The sequence below is a fragment of the Rickettsia endosymbiont of Polydrusus tereticollis genome, from assembly GCF_964026385.1.
Taxonomy (GTDB): Bacteria; Pseudomonadota; Alphaproteobacteria; order Rickettsiales; family Rickettsiaceae; genus Rickettsia.
In genome coordinates this window covers 20,027-39,075 of the sequence record NZ_OZ032142.1, presented here as the reverse complement: position 1 = coordinate 39,075, position 19,049 = coordinate 20,027, and the positions used below count along the sequence as shown (strand labels likewise).

Below are 19,049 nucleotides of genomic sequence, written 5' to 3'. Positions count from 1 at the left end.
TAAAAATTTTGCCAAAAAGTGCTTTGAAGCCGTTATTTTCAAATTTTAGATGTAATGCCCCTTACCCCATTTTTTCTAAGCACCGGGAACAGTGCTAATCTAGGTTATTCTAATGCTAATTTCTTCATCACATGATTCCATACCTGTCGGTAAGGATATGATGAAGATAACAAAAACTTAATACGCCTAGTATTACGGATAATTACTACCCCAATTTTTAATAATTTTAAACGTATTGTACCTATTTGTGCTTTTGCTAATGCACTACCTTGTAATAAATTACCTCTGATATATTCTACTAAAGTGTATGCAAGACCCGATAAAATCATTCTGAGCTGATTAGCCCACCATCTATGACAAGAAGTACGATCTGCAAATAATTCTAGTTGTTGCTCTTTTATACGGTTTTCCATATCACCACGACCACAGTAAACTTTGTCGTATAAATCTTCAGGTTTATCTGATAAATTAGTTACTATATACCTTGGATTTTCTCCAAGCATTGTCATTTCTGCCTTACCAATTATTCTACGTTCATGACTCCAACTACCAGCCTTATATGGAAACTCACTAAAAAGACGTTGCTTTTCTTGGGTTATAATAAATGCTGCTTTTGACTTCTCCATTGTAGGTTTCAGTAACTCATTTAGTCTGTTATTTTGGGGCATTCCTACAATATATTTTATATTATGAATATCACACCAATCAAACATCTGATGACGACAAAATCCACTATCACCACGAAAAATAATCTTTACCTCTGGCCAAGCTTGGCGAAAACGTTTTACTAACAATGATAATATTGCCCAAGAATGTTTTGCTTGATCCTGCTTTGACGTCCTAAGATAACTAACTAACAGATGCTTTCCACAAAAAACATACAAAGGTAAAAAGCAATTATGACCGTAATAACCATGATAAAACTTACCTTCCTGTTGCCCATGAATTTCATCATCCGTAGCATCAAAATCAAGTATTAGCTGCTTTGGTACTATTTTATGAGACTTAATAAATTTATCAAGCATTAGTTCATGCACTTTAATTGCAAAGTGTCTATCAGCATTGTTTTCTATACGACATAAGGTAGAACTACTTGCCATATCATCAATTGTTTCCATAGCTGTTTGCATAGCAGGACATTTTCGTAGATAATTGTGGTCATTTAAATCTTCATAACCTAATGCAATACCATAAATTCGTTGCCTCAGCATTGTTGCCATATTATGGGTAATTTTACTACCATCTCGTCTATCAGGAAATATTTTAGCAAGCTCCTCTGTTATACCAAGCCTTTTATCTGCTTCTCTTAATAACAACACACCTCCATCGCTACTAATATCACCTCCAGTGAAATTTATCTCTATTGTCCGATTTTTTACTTTGGAAAACTGGTAACTATATGCTATACAATTTGTCATGACAAAATCCTTTGTATTATTCTAATGAAATACCAGTATTATACAGCTTTACGAGGATTTTGTCTCCTATATCTCATGCAATATCCGGGTTAAAGTTTTTCGGTAAGGTTAACATCTTGGTACCGGTTCCCTGAATCTCGTTAATCACATAATAATCGTCTGCTTGGAGCAATACGTTTCCTTTACCGACCTTTAACATTTTAAGACCATCGATCTTGCCATTGATCTCGCCGTCGCCTAAAAACTCTATACTACTATTAGCATCACCCAAAACATCACCGGTAATGTTTCTACCGTCAGCTAAGGTTACTGCATTACCAACCTTTATGTTAGTAGCAAAAATATCAGGATATATATCAATGCTTCCTGCACCTATAAAAATTAATTTTTTTAATTTGTGAGCCTCGGTACCAAGGGTAATATTGTCGGCACTAGCAATAGTTAATATCTTACCGGCTTCTACGGAATTTATTACAACTTGACCCAAATTATTATTTCCCGTATCAAGAGTATTAGCGAGTGTTATAGTCATATCATCATTAATACTAGAATTAGTTAGTATTAATGTAGAATCTTCTCCCTCAAAATTGATTTTATTACCATTATCCAGCAAATTAACATCCGCAAGATTAGCATCAATTATTAAGGTATTGTTACCTTTGATATCAATTGTTTTGATATCACCGATAGTTACATCATTTGCCGTAAGTTCGTAAGTATTAACTTTAAGCGTGGCGTTATCGCCGTTTTCTATCTTACTGCTAAAAGTATAACCGTTTTCATTTTGTCCGTTAAATTCTAATATACCGCCCTGAGCGTTGCCGTTAGCAAATATAACATTTTCTGCTATTAAATCACCGCCTATTTGCACGATACCGGCGTCATGTCCATTAGCAGGAACAAAACTCAAATTTTTCGTGGTAACATCCCCCTGCAATTCAACTATTTTTGTATCGCCGCCTTGAATGTTAATATCTTTTAATGCCTCACCTTCTATATTTCTTTGACCTATATTCCCTTGAACTACTCCACTGCCCTGAAAGTTAATTTCACCTACTACTTTCTCATCATTATAGTTTGTTAGATTACCCTTTATTAATATATCATCAGCAACGTAAAGCTTAGCATCGTAGCCGTCGAAACACATATTACCGGTTAATATTGTTCCTTGCTTGTCAAGATACAAACTAGAGTTATCAGCAACAAAAACAACTGACTTAGCTTTAATTATCTGACCTTGCAAAATAGTTGTACCTTCCCCAATACTTATCGCTTGCAGTGAATTTGTAGCTCCTATATTTCCGGTTATTCGACTATTTTCTCCTGTTATAATTAATTGCCCCTTCCCGTCTTGTCCGCTAATATTATCTACATCACCGGTTAACACTGCTACGCCTTTATTGTTAATATTAAAACTTGACTCAGCGGTTGTTAGGTTAACCTTATCGGCTTTAATTTCTGCTCCATTAAACGTAACTGTAGTTGCGTTAATGTTTATTTCATTTAAGGAATGTTGATTGCCGATGCTTTTAGTAAATACTGCCGGTGTATTAATAATTAAGTTACCGTTCTTATTATTCTTACCGTTTATAGACGTTTCGAATGTTATCTCCTTACGATCGGCAGAATTTATCACTAATTCTGCTGCGTTTCCTTTTAAAGTTACCTTGCCCAGGGCATCATAACTATTAGGCATTGCTTCAGTACCGGATAAAAATTTCAAATTATCGTCTGTGCCGGTGCCGGTTAAAGTTAAAGCTTGTCCATCATTAATTGTGACTTGAAGCTTTTTATCTCCTTCTGTTGTATTAACCACGGAGCCTAATTTAATATTTCTTTCCACATTAAGGGTAGCGTTTTGCCCATGTAAATCAAGTGCACATATATTATTTTCTTGCTTACCGGTATTAATAGTAGCCGTTCTATCATTTAATTGTAGTGTAGAGCCGGGGATAAAAGGTATATGATCCTTTTCACCGCTTAGCCCTTTCCCTGTTTCAATGTTTATTTCTCTATGATCCTTCCTACCTATGCCAGATGATTTATTAGATCCATTTTCTTTAGCTTGTCTAGCTTCCGGCGCTGGTCTCCCCCTGCCGCCGCAAATGCACCGTTACCCATTAGCAAAGTCAGGCTAGAGGCAGTTACTAAGCCTGTTTTAAATATTTTATTAAGAATTTTCCGGGAGTTGTTCATGAGATTATACCTTAGATAAGTTTATTAAGAAATTTTTATATTTTTGTTAAAAATATATTAAGGTACAGTAATATATAGTGGTGATTTTGCTATGTCTATATAAATTATTAGAAAAATAGGCTTAGGAAATTAATAAAAATATCTGTAGTTTTTATACAACTATTAAATTTCATTAATCTATTGTGTTATTATGTTGTCGTTTGAAGAAATGAAGAATTAAAAGGAGGCGACGCCTGAGTGGATAATCGAAGCTCGTCATTGTAGGAGGCACAGGCATTGTAGCATGGACAGGTTAAAGCATGTTCTATGTCATTCCCGCCTTGAGCTAGAATGACATCAAAAATTCTATCCATATAACAATGGTTTCTCACCATGACGGTTTGGATATTATTCCGAGCTTTTATAAACCATTATTCGTAAACTATGTATTGCTTTGAAACCTAAGTAAATGGCAATGCGTTCTAATATTATTTCTTGCTGAAAAGCAATTTCCGGATGGACTGCAGAATTCTCTATTTGTATATGAAGTATATTTGTTTTCTGTCCTTTATGTATGCTGGAGGTTATTTTTAAAGGACGTGCTTTAGCACTAATTGTGCTGCCGACAATTTTGTGCCAATTAATCACAATTTCAGCAAGTAGCGGATGTTGCTTATTTAAAACTCGTCTAAGAATTAAATCTAGATTATCTTTAATAGGTTTCATTTTAATAACTTAACTAAAGTGAGTAACATTACCGCCAAAGCAAGCATAATAGATATAATAGGATAATATAAAGAAGTCACGGACAATATCATTAAGAATATATTACAGACGGCAACGCTGCTTACTACTTGCTTATGGGTTTTACCGTTTTGTACCGCTTTTTGAAAAAAATGTTTTAAATGAGGCTGCCAAATTTTTTCTTTATTAATAAGTCTAATTAAGATAGTGAGACCGCCATCGGCAATATAATATAATACCGCAATAAAACAGGCGATAAACAAATGGATGCCGGAAGAGCTAAGTAAAAGCAAACAAAGACCTGTTAAAAAGCCAAGGCTAATACTGCCGATATCCCCTAAAAATACCTTAGCCGGATGCCAATTAAATATCAAAAAACCGGAACAGCAGCCAAGTATAATAGTGCTTAAAGTAACTATAAAATATAGATTTGCGATTGCATAAGATTGTAAATAGCATAACAGCAACATCGTAATTGATAGATGAATCGACTGCATACAACTAATACCGTCTATGCCGTCCATAAAATTATAAATATTTGTGAAACCGCTTAAAGCAATAACCGCTAAGGTAAAAATGATATATAAAGGTAGGTCATAATCAAGCGACACTACAGGCGATAAAAAAAAGAAAACGGCAAAAGCAGAGCAAATTAAATGAACTATTAGCCGAATAAAGGCGGATATAGGTTTTAAATCATCCCAAAACGACACTGCCGCAATAACAAATAACAGCGGGATAATTTTTATTGAAGTAATAAGTGCATCGGTAGTTAAATATTCAAACAGACTAAAAGCTATAGTTACGACAATTACGATAGCAAGCCCGCCCCCTCGCGGCGTTACTTTATCGTGTGAGCGACGGTTGCTTGGTACGTCCACCACTCCCAAAGAAGCAAGATAGCGAATTAATAACCTTGTCAGTAAACTCGTCGCTACCATCGAACAAACGAATAATAATATATAGCTATTTATATAAGTCATAATAACATATTAGATTTGAAGCTAAAATAATCATTATTAGCTATAATAACGTGATCATGTACCGATATATTTACGGTATGGCAAGTTTCTACTATTTTACGGGTCGTATCAATATCAGCTTTTGAAGGCTGGGAGCTACCGCTTGGATGATTATGAACTAATATAATTGCACTCGCTTCGTTAAATAACGCTCGTTTTATTATTTCCCGTGGATATATTGCCGCCTGGTCAATGGTACCCTGGCTTAAAACTTCATCGGCAATTAAAATATTTTTTTTATTCAAGAATAATATACGAAACTGCTCTAACGGCATACTACTCATTGTAACTTTCAAATAATCAACTAAAGCTCCCCATGACCCGATAATATTTTTATTCGTTATTCTCTGTTTTAATACCCTATTGATTAACTCACGCATTACCGCAAAATTAACGTATAAATTTTCATTTGTACCGCTTATAGTGAGTAACTTATCCTTATCAAGGCTAATTAAATTAGTAAGATTTTTAAATTTTTCCAACAATTTTTTTGCTAAAGGTTTTACGTCTTTGCGAGGGATAGCAGAAAATAATATCAGTTCTAGTAACTCATAATCGGAAAACCCCGATGCTCCGCCGGCATTAATAAGACGTTGCTTTACTCGCTTTCGATGCCCTATATAATGCGGTCTTATATGATTAGGATCATCTTCAGCAGCTTCGTTAAGACTCTCAACTTTTTCAATATCATTTTCGTACGTTAAATCCCAAACATTAAAATTATTTAAATATAAGTTACTTTTCATATAGCATTTCTAATTAAATATGTGTCGTATCGAGTTCCCGCCGACTATGCAGCAAGACCATAGTAGACGAGCTTGTTGTATGGCTCGAAAAAAGTGCAGTATGTCATTCCCGCGAAGGCGGGAATCCAGAGAATATTTAAGCGAATTATATAGTAAATTTTTATATAATTTTGCTTATTTTAAGTGTTTTTTCTGGATTCCCGCCTTCGCGGGAATGACATAGAAAATTCGAGCCCTGCAGCAAGAGCATCATAGCCACAGGGTGACGGTTTACACATACGGAGGAAAACAAAGATTTTTAGGCGACATAGTAAATATTTCAAAACCGTCTTTCGTGACTCCTATAGTATGTTCAAATTGCGCCGATAAAGATTTATCACGGGTGGTAACCGTCCAGCCGTCAAGTTTGCTTAAATGCGTAGCATAATGACCGGCATTAACCATCGGCTCAATAGTAAAAAACATACCTTCTTTAAGTACTGCCCCCGTGCCTTTAGTTCCGTAATTTAATACAGTCGGCTCGTCATGAAAAACTTGACCGATACCGTGCCCCGTATAATCTCTTACCACCGAATAATTATGCTTCTCGGCGTAAGTTTGGATAACATGCCCTATATCACCGAAATGTACACCGGGCTTAACTATTTCAATACCTTTCATCATGGCATCATAGGTAACCTGAATAAGCCGCTTCGGTTTAATCGCCACCTCACCGACATAATACATACGACTAGTATCACCATACCATCCGTCAACAATTACGGTTACATCAATGTTAATTATATCGCCGTTCCTTAGCGGTTTATCGTTTGGGATACCGTGACATACTACGTGATTTATCGACGTGCAAATCGATTTTGGAAACCCTTTATAATTTAAAGGTGCCGGAATAGCATCACTCGCAATAATAAAATCATGACAAAGGTTATTCAAAGTGTTCGTAGTAACTCCGGGATTTACATAATCGGTAATAAAATCTAAAGTTTCAGCCGCCAACTTCCCCGCTACTCGCATCTTGTGAAAATCTTCGGTTGAATGGATTGTTATACTCATAAATAACTATTAATTGTATTTTAAAGAATTGACTACAGCTAAATCTCGATCGCTTCAGACAAGATGAATTTGAGGAAGAGCTAAGCTACCGTACTAGAGTTAGAGTACGTGAGCATAGGCGAATGCCGAAAAATTTGCTTGTATCAGTATCAAGCTTCCTGAATGACGCTGTATAGCATAACAGCTTTCCACACCGGTGTAAATTCTAAGTTATCGTAGAGCCTATCTTCCGTCATCCTGAAAGCGTTATTGTATGGATCGATTTTACCTCGTCATTGCGAGGAGGTACGAAGTACCGACGTGATTTGATGTCATTCCCGCGAAGGCGGGAATCCAGAGAATATTTAAGCACATTATATAGTAAATCTTTATATAATTTTGCTTATTTTAAGTATTTTTCTGGATTCCCGCCTTCGCGGGAATGACATATAGCACTTTTTTCGAGCCAAGCAACAACGCCTTTAGTCGCTCGTAATGACGTAGGATTTTCAAGTGATCTATCTGTGTTTTTCATGTTGCGGCTTTTTAACTTTATTAATATTTTCCTTTGCAAGATTTATTTTGTTAGGAGAAATTGTAGTTTCTACTTCTTTATTTTTATTACGCTCTTTTGCTTTTTCTTGCACCAAAAAAGCTTGATTATTATTTTGAATTTCAGTTTTGAATTCATTAATTTCTTTCTCTTTAGACTTTATTACCGAATCGTTATTTAAAATCAACTCGCCGATTTTTTCGCCGATTTGAGGTGCGTATTTTATAGCAAAAATAGAAGTCGGTATAACTATGAGGGAAAAGGTAGCACCGGCTGTTGCAATGCTAATTGCTCCGATGGCTAGTGCACAAATAGCACTGGCAATTTTGCCGGCGGCTTGTTTAAATGTATTATTTTTTTTAGTAAATTCTAAAGAAATTTCTAATACTTTATCAATTTCTTTTTTTATATATAAATTTATCTCGTCTTGCTTCTGATATTTCTTTATTGCATACATTACCGAGCTACAAAATAATTCTGGATTAGATTGAATATAATTAATTATATTGTTAGAATTTTTTTCCTTTAATAAATTCTTAAATACTGCTTTAATTGCTACTTTATCAGCATCGCTTATAACCATATCTTTAAAATAAATATTTACTAAATTCTCCGCCACTATATCTTGCGATTGCTCTAAAATATTATCTTTATGAGCAGTATTTGTATCTTCAGGTGTAATAGCTACGGCAAATAACGTTAAAGCTACTGAAAAACTATCGTCGTTTATGACCTTATGACCTAAAAAAGTTTTTAATTTGTGAATGCAAGAAGCAATATATTTTTTAGCATCAGGTTTAGAGTTAAGCCTTATTACATAGTCTATAGAAATAATATTTGCCAGTGTTGAACATGTAAGGCTCGAGATATTATCAATAAAATTATTCATAATATCTTTTTTAAACAATTGAGAATTAATATTATTTAATATAATCATATTATTTATAGTTAGTCTTTTGATACTAATTCTCTAATATACATAGTTAATTTAGCATAAATAAAATCAGGGGATTTTGCTGTTGAAAGTTTATAAATAGTTTTAGGAGTAAGTACTTCCTCGTTACGTACCCGTACAAAAGCTACGATAGTGTTAACCGGCATATAAGAATAAATTTCTCGAAATATTTGTAAAAACGTATTGAAATCTTGGGCTGCAAATTTTAAATTCACACTATAATTATCTATATTAATTTTTTCATGCTCGTCTTGAAATTCCTGAATATTATTTTTTAGGAAGACTGTATTGATAGTTACGTCAATGGGTTCAGCTAATTTATATTTATCGGCAAGACTTTGTATTTTCGGTATAAGCTCATGATGGTTTAAACAGTCGGTTCTCTTATGAATACTTAAATTGGCATATTTGGTATAAGCTTCTAATAGCTCTCCTTTAGAATTAACTATAGAATATAATTTTAAAGTTTCTTCCGTTAGAGCTTCTTGGGCACTCTGTTTCCTAATAGTAGAGTCCTTATACTCTTGCTTAAGACTTTGTATTAGGATAATAATTAGTGAAGTACAAAAAAAATATACGACAAATTGAAAAAAAATATAATTTTTTAAATACATAATATATTTTGTAAACATATTCTTATCCTTTTTGGCTATATTTAATGAATAACGGTATTACTACCTTACCGGATATATTAATTATTTTATCTTTAGATACGGTGATATTGAGTTTAATATTTTTGTCGGTCATAGTATCTTGGATAAGTTTTATATGGTCATTTAATTTGTTTATAGATTCTGTTACCGATAAGTTAGTAGTTATAAAATTAAGCAGAATGCTAACATTTAAATATCTTTTAGACATCAATAATATGTTATCTACGTCAGTCAATTCCCATGTGATTTCTTTTAGCTGAAAAGGCGGTCCTAAAGTTGTTATATATTTTTCTAACAAATCAAACGGTAATGTTACCGGTGCTTCCAATAATTTTTCTATCACATATAAGTCTGCTAAATTAGTGGTATTTTGAATGTAAGGATATTTACGTTTTACCTCATCATATTGTTGGGTCGTTGCGTAATATTTTTCACTAAAAAAAAGTGATGCTTTGTTGTTTCGTAATGTTTTGTATTTAGTAGCCCCTGCTATAATAAGCAATATAATCATACCGAAACTAAATAATTTAAATATTAGGGAGCCGATAAAGTTAAGCTTTTCTATTGATTTTAAATAAATATTAGTTGCTCGGAAATTTTTATATTTGATAAATAATTTGCTAACATTAACGTCTAAGAATTTATTAGCGGTTAAATTTACTTCATTTAATATCCCATCTGCGGGGATGAAAATTACAGGATGATTTTCAAAATTTGATTGTTGTAATAAAGTTTGTAATTCAGGTTCTACTATAAAAATTATACACGCTTCATTGTTTAAGTTACCGATATAGTTTTTAAATAATAACAAACAATCATTTATTTCTTGTTCAATAATTCCTTGAATATAAGACTCCGATTTATCGGGAGGATATTCGAAGGTACGCATAGAAATTATATTATCTTGATGTTTTATAATAAATTTAATGCCGCTTGCTTCTAAAATAAATACACAGATCTGAAAATAATCGGCATATTTATTTTGCTGAGTATTTTTTATTATTTTATCAAGGATAATTTTAAATTCTAACGCTAAAAAATAAATTCCTTTAAAGGTTAGTGATTTGTTTTCAAATACACATTCACCTATGTCGCTCAAAGGCGGTTGATAAGGACTAGACATAATTAAAGTAGACCAAAGCTCGTTCGGTGTCGTAGTCTTCTTATAAACATAATGTGCTATTATATCGTCTTTATTAAAATAGCCGTTAATAAATTGCTCGATAGGGTTAGTTTTTACTATCGATTGCAATATAGGTATTGAATCATGGCGCATTTTGCAATCAAGACCGTCAAGTAAGAAAAAAACATCGGAATTTTTAAATTTATGAAAAAAACTTTTATATAAGTTTAAATCTATCGAATCTGCAAAGGGAATAAATAAACTTTCTACTAACTTATTTTTTATAAAAGCACTAAGAAAAACACCTTTGCTGCCAAATAAAATAACAATATTTTTTTTATACAACCAACGCACTTTTACATTAGTTAATAAATTATTCAAGAATTTTGTAATAAATTGCGTGTTTAATTGCATATTTCGTAGTTTGTTTAAATTAAACATAATTAATTATATTTTTTTACTATACTGCTTATAATCATTTAGGTATAAAGAAATCTTAATATCGGGACAATTTAAAAGTTGTGATTGATATTAACTTAAACATTGATGTCATTCCTGCAGGCACATAAGGCGTTGTCGCCTGGCTCGATAAATCGGCAGTATGTCATTCTAGCTAAAAGCGGGAATCCAGAGAATATTTAAGTGCATTATATAGTGAATTTTTATATAATTTTGCTTATTTTAAGTTTTTTTCTGGATTCCCGCTTTTAGCTAGAATGACATCAAAAATTCGAGCCATGCAACAATGCCTTATGCAGCTCACAATGACGATTCTAGCATCCGTGCAATAACACTCAAAAGCAGGAATGACATCGAAAATACCCAAAAGGCATATTCAATAATATCTTATTATGACTAAATTTACCACCGAAGAAGTTAGAAGTAAATTTATAAGTTACTTTACTGCTAATAATCATACTCATGTACCGGCTAGTTCGTTGATTCCTCACAATGACCCCAGCCTTATGTTTGTTAATTCCGGTATGGTGCAGTTTAAAAACGTCTTTACCGGACAAGAAAAAAGAGCTTATAAAACAGCCGTGACTAGTCAGAAATCACTTAGAGCCGGCGGCAAACATAACGACCTTGAAAATGTCGGCTATACTGCAAGACATCATACATTTTTTGAAATGCTAGGTAATTTTTCTTTCGGTGATTATTTTAAAGAACAAGCTATATATTATGCTTGGAATCTTCTAACAAAAGAATTTGAATTACCTAAAGAAAAGCTATATGTAACGGTTTTCCATAGCGACGATGAGGCGGCTTTATACTGGCAGAAAATAGCTAATCTAAGTGATGAGAGAATTATTAGAATTAAAACAAATGATAATTTTTGGTCAATGGGTGATATCGGTCCGTGCGGTCCGTGTTCGGAGATTTTTTATGACCACGGCGAACACGTAAAAGGCGGTTTGCCCGGCACGAAAGATGAAGACGGCGATCGTTTTATTGAAATCTGGAATATGGTATTTATGCAATATGAACAGACAAATAAAGATACTAGAATTCCGCTACCGCAACAATCGATCGATACCGGCATGGGGCTTGAACGCATCACCGCCGTAATGCAAAATGTAAATAATAATTACGATATAGATTTATTTAAAGAAATAATAAACTTCACTGAAAATATAGTAAAAGTTAAGGTCGAAGGCGAAGCTAAATTTTCTTACCGAGTAATTGCCGATCACTTGCGAGCAGCAGCCTTTTAATTGCCGACGGGATAATGCCTTCAAACGAAGGAAGGGGCTACGTTTTACGACGCATTATGCGTAGATCTATGAGACATGCACATATACTCGGTAGCAAAGAACCGCTAATATATAAGTTATTACCGAAATTAGTAGATTTAATGGGTGATGCTTATCCTGAGCTAAAAAGAGCAGAAGAATTTACTGCTAGTATTTTAGAGCAAGAGGAAATTAGATTTAAAACTACCCTAGAACGTGGTCTAAAATTACTTGATGAAGAAGTAAAAACCTTAACAAGCGGTAGTAAATTATCGGGAGAAATAGCATTTAAATTATACGACACTTACGGCTTCCCGCTTGATTTAACTGAAGATATCTTAAAAAATCGTCAAATTTCTGTTGATCATGCAGGGTTTGACCAAAATATGCAACAGCAAAAAGAACGTGCACGACAATCATGGCTCGGTTCAGGTGAATCTAAAACCGATCAGCGTTGGTTTGATATAAAAGCGGAATTCGGTAGTACCGAGTTCCTAGGTTATACACTTAATGAGACTGAGGGCACAGTAATTGCTTTAATAAAAAATAACTCGTTAGTAGATGATATTAAGGAAGTAGGTGAGCGGTTTTTATTAGTTAGCAATCAAACGCCTTTTTACGGCGAGTCCGGCGGTCAAATGGGTGATATAGGGTTTATTACTTCACAAAATAGCAAGATTCAAGTAATTAATACTTTAAAATATTTGGGTTCTATAATCGTTCATGAATGTCTTTTAAATGAAGGCATAATCAAAAAAGGCGATACTGCTAGCTTTAGTATTGATATTAGATATCGGCAAAACTTAAAAATTCATCATTCCGCTACTCATATATTACATGCGGTATTACATGAAATATTGGGCAAACATGTAACGCAAAAAGGTTCATTAGTTGCACCTGATCATTTACGTTTTGATATTAGTCATTCAAAGGCTATTAGCGGCGAAGAGATTAATTTAATTGAAGATAAAGTAAATCAAATCATTAGAGATAACCATAAAGTAAATACTGCTTTAATGTCTACCGATGAAGCAATTAAACTAGGTGCAATGGCTCTATTCGGCGAAAAATACGATCAAGAAGTACGAGTAGTATCAATGAGCGGTGATTACTCGCTAGAGTTATGCGGCGGTACGCATGTCAAGCGAACCGGCGATATCGGTTGTTTTAAAATTGTTAGTGAAAGTGCTATAGCGGCAGGAATCCGAAGAATAGAAGCCGTTTGCGGAGAATTCGTTTTAAAATTAATGAGGGACAACGATTTTATACTAAAGTCGCTAGAAAATATTTTACGAACTAATAGAAATGAGTTGATTAATAAAGTAGATAATATTCTTAATCGTACCAAAGAAGCAGAAAAAGAATTATTTAAAACACAACTAGCTGCTCTTGATTTAAGCATAGAGCAAATTACCAAGGAAGCTATAGAGGTATCGGGCATAAAGCTAATCTACAAAAGACTAAGAAATATAGATAATAAAATATTACGTCAAGCTGCGGAACAATTAACAACAAAAATGGCAGATTTAGTAGTGTTATATATTGCCGAGGGTATCGGTACATTATATATTACTGTTGCGGTTAGTAAAAATATTAGCAATAAGCTTAACGCCGGTAATATAGCAAAAGAACTTTCCTTGTTTTTAGGCGGTAACGGCGGTGGCGGGCAACCCACCATTGCCCAAGCCGGCGGAAGTGATATAAATAAATTAACGAGCGTGGTAGAAAAAATAAAGAGCTTAATTAAGAAATAACAGTAGGCGTGTTGCATGGTTCATAATTTACCGTATTATGGTTATTACAAGTATGGTGTCATACCGTGGCTTGACCACGGTATCCAGAAAAAACCTTAATAAAAAGACTGGATGCCGTGATCAAGGAACTAGAATGACACTGAACGCTTTGTAAAAATTCGGTCATGCAACAATGCCTTACTCTACATAAAAATGATATTTTTACCACATTAAAGCAGTGCTAACGACATATAGTTATATTTTAGTCTTTTAACTGGTGAAATAATAATATATACTAACTTACATAGCTTTTAGTCGGGTTGTACTTATCAATTTTAAGATAACCGACTAAATAATTAATATATAATAATAATATTTAAAACTTAAAGGAGTTTAATTATGACAACAAAAAAAATTACACTAGCTGTTCTTGCTTTATTTCTTCTTGCCGGCTGTAATACTTCAAAAAGAACCGCACAAACTGACGGTATGATGAATCAAGGCGAAGAAACTTCTTTAATGAAAGATTTTGAAAAAAGTGCCGGTAATGCAGTATGGTTTGCTTTCGATAGTTCCGCTTTATCCGAAAAAAGTAAAGAAGAGCTAGAAAAACAAGCTTGCTGGTTATCTAGACATCCTCATGTAAAAGCTACGGTTGAAGGACATTGCGATGAAAGAGGTACTAGAGAGTACAATCTAGGTCTTGGCGAAAGAAGAGCAACCGCTGCACAAAAATTCTTAACACGGAAAGGCGTTGGGCAGGACAGAATAAACATCATATCTTACGGTAAAGATAGACCGGCTATGATGGGAAATAATGAAGAAGCTTATGCTTATAATCGTAGAGCTGTAACTGTTGTACATCAATAAAAGTTACAATATCTAATTTATCTTTTTAAAGAAGGTCGGGCTTAAAAACCCGACTTTTTTTATAATGAAAATGGTTAAAATATCGCTAAAAGGGTATTGCCTAAAAAGAATTGCTTTGTAGCCATAGCTTAACACTTCAATGTCATTCTAGCTATGGCGGGCGTTGTTGTATGGATCAAAAAATAGTTCCGATGTCATACCGTGGCTTGACCACGGTATCCAGAAAAAAGCTTAATAAAAAGACTGGATGCCGTGATCAAGGAACTAGAATGACACCGTATGCTTTACAAAAATTCAATCCACGCAACAACACCAATACCGCCTCGCAATGACGATAACAGGGGATTCAATGGTTTACCCAACAATAATCATATTTATATCAACTATTTTTTGCTTGTGAATAGGGGCTATTAACTTTATTATTCTTTATTTGAGATATATAAAATACAAAGTAACTTGATGAGAAAGGTCGTAATATCCGGCATGATCGGCAATGCCCTTGAATGGTATGATTATGCATTATATGCTCAATTTGCTTATATAATCGGTCAGCATTTTTTTCCTGATTCAGAAATGCGTGAAACACTAACTTTTGCCGTGTTTGCCGCAGGCTTTATAGTAAGACCGCTCGGCGGGATTATTTTCGGCAATATCGGTGATAAATTCGGTCGACGCATTGCTTTAGTAGTAGGTATTATAACAATGGCGGTACCGACCGCCGGTATCGGGTTATTACCCGGTTATAATACTATCGGGCTTGCTGCTCCTATAATCTTAACCATTATCAGATTAATACAAGGTTTTTCTCTCGGTGGAGAATTTAGCGGCTGTATCTCTTATATCGTAGAACATGCGTCTTTAGAACAAAGAGGGCTTGCAGGTAGTGCTTCTTTCGTTAGTATGTGTGCCGGTATGCTCCTTGGTCTTGCCACGGCTGCCGGTTTCTCTTATTTTATGCCTCCGGATATCCTTTATAATTGGGGTTGGAGGATACCTTTTATTGCCGGTTTATTTATCAGCTCGGTAGGGCTATATATTAGAAAAAATTTATCGGAAAGCCCTATCTATAAAAAAGCCAAAGAAAGCGGGCGTTTAGCACGTTCCCCCCTTCGGGAAACGCTAACTAAATATTGGCGTGAGCTGATTATAGCCATCGGTCTTTATATTACGGTAACTGCACCTTTTTATACCTCAACGGTTTTTATCGGTAATTTCATGAAAACGCTTGGGTATAGTAATCATCAAAGCTCTATAGTTAGTAGTGCGATACTTATCACTATGATGGTTGTATTTCCTATTTCTGCTTATATTTCCGATAAAATCGGTCGGCGTCCGGTATTAATATGGGGAATTGTCTTAATGATCCTACTTGTTTATTCGATTTTTATATGTTTGGGATCAATGAATTTCTGCCTAGCACTTCTGTCACAAATAGTATTTGCCGGAATTATTGCTATTTATATGGGACCTATTCCAACCGTGCTAGTGGAAATATTCCCGACCAGCGTAAGGTTTACGGGAGTTGCACTTTCCTATAATTTAGCGGCGGCAATATTCGGCGGTACTGCACCGGTAATGGGGATGATGCTGACAAAATTCACCGGTGACAAATATGCAATTTCGTACTATTTGATTGTGCTGGCGTTATTATCTTCTATAATTTTGCGGTTTTACAAAGAAACCTATAAAAAAAGTTTGATAGAGTCATGAGTGAAGTTTTTGAATTACCTGAAGAAGGAGAAAATAAAGTTTTATTGCATTCTTGTTGTGCACCTTGCGTAGGTCCTCTTATGGAAAAAATGATAACCGCCGGAATAGACCTGACTATTTTTTTCTATAATCCCAATATCCATCCTAAAAAAGAATATGAGTTACGGAAAAATGAAAATATTAGATTTGCCGAAAAGCATAATATAAAATTTATTGATGCCGATTACGATCCGCAAAATTGGTTTGCTAGGGCTAAAGGAATGGAATACGAACCGGAAAGAGGTAAACGCTGCAGTATGTGTTTCGATATGCGTTTTGAGCGTACTGCCCTTTATGCTTACGAAAACGGCTTTAAGGTTATTACTAGTTCCTTAGGCATTTCAAGATGGAAGGATATGAATCAAATTAACGAGTCCGGTATTAAAGCCGCTTCACATTATGACGGTATTACTTACTGGACGTATAATTGGCGTAAAGACGGCGGTAGTAGCAGAATGTACGAAATTGCCAAAGAAGAAAATTTTTATAAGCAGGAATTTTGCGGTTGCATCTTTTCTTTTCGTGACACTAATGACTGGCGGACAACTAACAACCGTCCGAAAATTGAAATCGGTAAGGAATATTATAGCTAAGAAGAGTGTGTTATTTCTGCGTGGCATTGTTTCGCCGATACGGCGTTGTTGCATGGATTGAGAAATTAATAAAAATCCGTCATGACGAAGCCACGAAGGCGTTGCTGCATGTATCGGTTTTACACTTTGTGTCATTCCCGCGAAAGCGGGAATCTAGAAAAAACACTTAAAATAAGCAAAATTATATAAAAATTTACTATATAATTCGCTTAAATATTCTCTGGATTCCCACTTTTAGCTAGAATGACATCAAAAATTTGATACATGCAACAATGCCGTTAAAAAGAACTAAAATAGATTAATTTAAATTTTGTTCACAGAACCCAAAATACTTCAATTTTAGCGTTTATATAAAAGATAGCATTTTGTAAATCAGTTTGATCGATTGCAAACTCTCCCCTAACCCGGATATTGCATGAGATATAGGAGACAAAATCCTCGTAAAGCTGTATAATACTGGTATTTCATTAGAATAATACAAAGGATTTTGTCATGACAAATTGTATAGCATATAGTTACCAGTTTTCCAAAGTAAAAAATCGGACAATAGAGATAAATTTCACTGGAGGTGATATTAGTAGCGATGGAGGTGTGTTGTTATTAAGAGAAGCAGATAAAAGGCTTGGTATAACAGAGGAGCTTGCTAAAATATTTCCTGATAGACGAGATGGTAGTAAAATTACCCATAATATGGCAACAATGCTGAGGCAACGAATTTATGGTATTGCATTAGGTTATGAAGATTTAAATGACCACAATTATCTACGAAAATGTCCTGCTATGCAAACAGCTATGGAAACAATTGATGATATGGCAAGTAGTTCTACCTTATGTCGTATAGAAAACAATGCTGATAGACACTTTGCAATTAAAGTGCATGAACTAATGCTTGATAAATTTATTAAGTCTCATAAAATAGTACCAAAGCAGCTAATACTTGATTTTGATGCTACGGATGATGAAATTCATGGGCAACAGGAAGGTAAGTTTTATCATGGTTATTACGGTCATAATTGCTTTTTACCTTTGTATGTTTTTTGTGGAAAGCATCTGTTAGTTAGTTATCTTAGGACGTCAAAGCAGGATCAAGCAAAACATTCTTGGGCAATATTATCATTGTTAGTAAAACGTTTTCGCCAAGCTTGGCCAGAGGTAAAGATTATTTTTCGTGGTGATAGTGGATTTTGTCGTCATCAGATGTTTGATTGGTGTGATATTCATAATATAAAATATATTGTAGGAATGCCCCAAAATAACAGACTAAATGAGTTACTGAAACCTACAATGGAGAAGTCAAAAGCAGCATTTATTATAACCCAAGAAAAGCAACGTCTTTTTAGTGAGTTTCCATATAAGGCTGGTAGTTGGAGTCATGAACGTAGAATAATTGGTAAGGCAGAAATGACAATGCTTGGAGAAAATCCAAGGTATATAGTAACTAATTTATCAGATAAACCTGAAGATTTATACGACAAAGTTTACTGTGGTCGTGGTGATATGGAAAACCGTATAAAAGAGCAACAACTAGAATTATTTGCAGATCGTACTTCTTGTCATAGATGGTGGGCTAATCAGCTCAGAATGATTTTATCGGGTCTTGCATACACTTTAGTAGAATATATCAGAGGTAATTTATTACAAGGTAGTGCATTAGCAAAAGCACAAATAGGTACAATACGTTTAAAATTATTAAAAATTGGGGTAGTAATTATCCGTAATACTAGGCGTATTAAGTTTTTGTTATCTTCATCATATCCTTACCGACAGGTATGGAATCATGTGATGAAGAAATTAGCATTAGAATAACCTAGATTAGCACTGTTCCCGGTGCTTAGAAAAAATGGGGTAAGGGGCATTACATCTAAAATTTGAAAATAACGGCTTCAAAGCACTTTTTGGCAAAATTTTTACAAAAGTATCATTGCTAATATTATAAATTACTCAATTTCT

The 19,049-nt window shown here is 34.3% G+C and carries 13 protein-coding genes and 2 pseudogenes; 6 read left to right on the top strand and 9 right to left on the bottom strand.

Features of this window, described 5'->3' with window-relative positions; genetic code table 11:
• Positions 1 to 104: 104 nt before the first annotated feature.
• The 6 genes from AAGD48_RS00160 to map form a co-directional block, all read right to left on the bottom strand.
• Complete coding sequence (locus tag AAGD48_RS00160; protein WP_341789277.1) at positions 105 to 1,418, bottom strand: IS1380 family transposase; 1,314 nt, start codon at positions 1,416 to 1,418, stop codon at positions 105 to 107.
• A gap of 73 nt (positions 1,419 to 1,491) precedes the next feature.
• The gene (locus AAGD48_RS00155; protein WP_341789971.1) at positions 1,492 to 3,234 is read right to left on the bottom strand and encodes a hypothetical protein; all 1,743 of its coding nucleotides are present in this window, start codon (positions 3,232 to 3,234) and stop codon (positions 1,492 to 1,494) included.
• Positions 3,235 to 4,001: 767 nt separating this feature from the next.
• Positions 4,002 to 4,319, bottom strand: coding sequence for a DUF721 domain-containing protein (locus AAGD48_RS00150; RefSeq protein ID WP_341789970.1), 318 nt, complete (start codon positions 4,317 to 4,319; stop codon positions 4,002 to 4,004).
• Positions 4,316 to 5,320, bottom strand: a complete 1,005-nt coding sequence (locus AAGD48_RS00145) for a glycosyltransferase family 4 protein (RefSeq protein WP_341789969.1) — start codon at positions 5,318 to 5,320, stop codon at positions 4,316 to 4,318. The genes AAGD48_RS00150 and AAGD48_RS00145 overlap by 4 nt, the downstream gene beginning before the upstream one ends.
• The gene (gene radC, locus AAGD48_RS00140; RefSeq protein WP_341789968.1) at positions 5,317 to 6,105 is read right to left on the bottom strand and encodes a RadC family protein; all 789 of its coding nucleotides are present in this window, start codon (positions 6,103 to 6,105) and stop codon (positions 5,317 to 5,319) included. Before radC ends, AAGD48_RS00145 begins: the two co-directional genes overlap by 4 nt.
• Before the next feature lie 270 nt (positions 6,106 to 6,375).
• Positions 6,376 to 7,158: a type I methionyl aminopeptidase gene (gene map / locus AAGD48_RS00135; protein WP_341789967.1), complete on the bottom strand. Its 783-nt coding sequence runs from the start codon at positions 7,156 to 7,158 to the stop codon at positions 6,376 to 6,378.
• Between the two features lie 32 nt (positions 7,159 to 7,190).
• On the opposite strand from map, the pseudogene AAGD48_RS10575 reads away from it, so the two are divergent.
• Positions 7,191 to 7,304, top strand: a pseudogene (locus AAGD48_RS10575) (palindromic element RPE3 domain-containing protein); the annotation flags it as partial.
• Between the two features lie 351 nt (positions 7,305 to 7,655).
• On the opposite strand, the gene AAGD48_RS00125 reads toward AAGD48_RS10575, so the two are convergent.
• Genes AAGD48_RS00125 through AAGD48_RS00115 form a run of 3 tightly spaced genes read right to left on the bottom strand, consistent with a single transcriptional unit; the run spans position 7,656 to position 10,835 of the window.
• Entirely contained in the window at positions 7,656 to 8,636 is a 981-nt protein-coding gene (locus tag AAGD48_RS00125; RefSeq protein WP_341790798.1) for an RP853 family protein, read from the bottom strand.
• A 2-nt stretch (positions 8,637 to 8,638) separates the two neighbouring features.
• Complete coding sequence (locus AAGD48_RS00120; protein ID WP_341789966.1) at positions 8,639 to 9,277, bottom strand: hypothetical protein; 639 nt, start codon at positions 9,275 to 9,277, stop codon at positions 8,639 to 8,641.
• A gap of 4 nt (positions 9,278 to 9,281) precedes the next feature.
• The gene (locus AAGD48_RS00115) at positions 9,282 to 10,835 is read right to left on the bottom strand and encodes a hypothetical protein (RefSeq protein ID WP_341790797.1); all 1,554 of its coding nucleotides are present in this window, start codon (positions 10,833 to 10,835) and stop codon (positions 9,282 to 9,284) included.
• Positions 10,836 to 11,272: 437 nt separating this feature from the next.
• On the opposite strand from AAGD48_RS00115, the pseudogene alaS reads away from it, so the two are divergent.
• The 5 genes and pseudogenes from alaS to AAGD48_RS00090 all read left to right on the top strand — a co-directional run bounded on the left by alaS (position 11,273) and on the right by AAGD48_RS00090 (position 18,905).
• A pseudogene (gene alaS / locus AAGD48_RS00110) lies at positions 11,273 to 13,908 on the top strand (alanine--tRNA ligase).
• Between the two features lie 378 nt (positions 13,909 to 14,286).
• Positions 14,287 to 14,757 (top strand): peptidoglycan-associated lipoprotein Pal, encoded by a 471-nt coding sequence (gene pal / locus AAGD48_RS00105; protein ID WP_341789965.1) that lies wholly within the window; start codon positions 14,287 to 14,289, stop codon positions 14,755 to 14,757.
• 459 nt (positions 14,758 to 15,216) lie between these two features.
• A complete protein-coding gene (locus AAGD48_RS00100; RefSeq protein ID WP_341789964.1) occupies positions 15,217 to 16,467 on the top strand; it encodes a metabolite/H+ symporter in 1,251 nt (416 codons plus the stop codon).
• Complete coding sequence (locus tag AAGD48_RS00095; protein ID WP_341789963.1) at positions 16,464 to 17,099, top strand: epoxyqueuosine reductase QueH; 636 nt, start codon at positions 16,464 to 16,466, stop codon at positions 17,097 to 17,099. Before AAGD48_RS00100 ends, AAGD48_RS00095 begins: the two co-directional genes overlap by 4 nt.
• Positions 17,100 to 17,591: 492 nt before the next feature.
• Positions 17,592 to 18,905: an IS1380 family transposase gene (locus AAGD48_RS00090; protein WP_341789277.1), complete on the top strand. Its 1,314-nt coding sequence runs from the start codon at positions 17,592 to 17,594 to the stop codon at positions 18,903 to 18,905.
• Positions 18,906 to 19,049 lie beyond the last annotated feature (144 nt).

What these genes read in the sequence shown, in the direction of transcription:
- AAGD48_RS00120 (WP_341789966.1), bottom strand. Translation starts at nt 9,277, where the DNA reads ATGTTTACAAAATATATTATGTATTTAAAAAATTATATTTTTTTTCAA.
- map (WP_341789967.1), bottom strand. Translation starts at nt 7,158, where the DNA reads ATGAGTATAACAATCCATTCAACCGAAGATTTTCACAAGATGCGAGTA.
- AAGD48_RS00100 (WP_341789964.1), top strand. Translation starts at nt 15,217, where the DNA reads ATGAGAAAGGTCGTAATATCCGGCATGATCGGCAATGCCCTTGAATGG.
- AAGD48_RS00150 (WP_341789970.1), bottom strand. Translation starts at nt 4,319, where the DNA reads ATGAAACCTATTAAAGATAATCTAGATTTAATTCTTAGACGAGTTTTA.
- radC (WP_341789968.1), bottom strand. Translation starts at nt 6,105, where the DNA reads ATGAAAAGTAACTTATATTTAAATAATTTTAATGTTTGGGATTTAACG.
- AAGD48_RS00115 (WP_341790797.1), bottom strand. Translation starts at nt 10,835, where the DNA reads ATGCAATTAAACACGCAATTTATTACAAAATTCTTGAATAATTTATTA.
- AAGD48_RS00095 (WP_341789963.1), top strand. Translation starts at nt 16,464, where the DNA reads ATGAGTGAAGTTTTTGAATTACCTGAAGAAGGAGAAAATAAAGTTTTA.
- pal (WP_341789965.1), top strand. Translation starts at nt 14,287, where the DNA reads ATGACAACAAAAAAAATTACACTAGCTGTTCTTGCTTTATTTCTTCTT.
- AAGD48_RS00145 (WP_341789969.1), bottom strand. Translation starts at nt 5,320, where the DNA reads ATGACTTATATAAATAGCTATATATTATTATTCGTTTGTTCGATGGTA.
- AAGD48_RS00160 (WP_341789277.1), bottom strand. Translation starts at nt 1,418, where the DNA reads ATGACAAATTGTATAGCATATAGTTACCAGTTTTCCAAAGTAAAAAAT.
- AAGD48_RS00090 (WP_341789277.1), top strand. Translation starts at nt 17,592, where the DNA reads ATGACAAATTGTATAGCATATAGTTACCAGTTTTCCAAAGTAAAAAAT.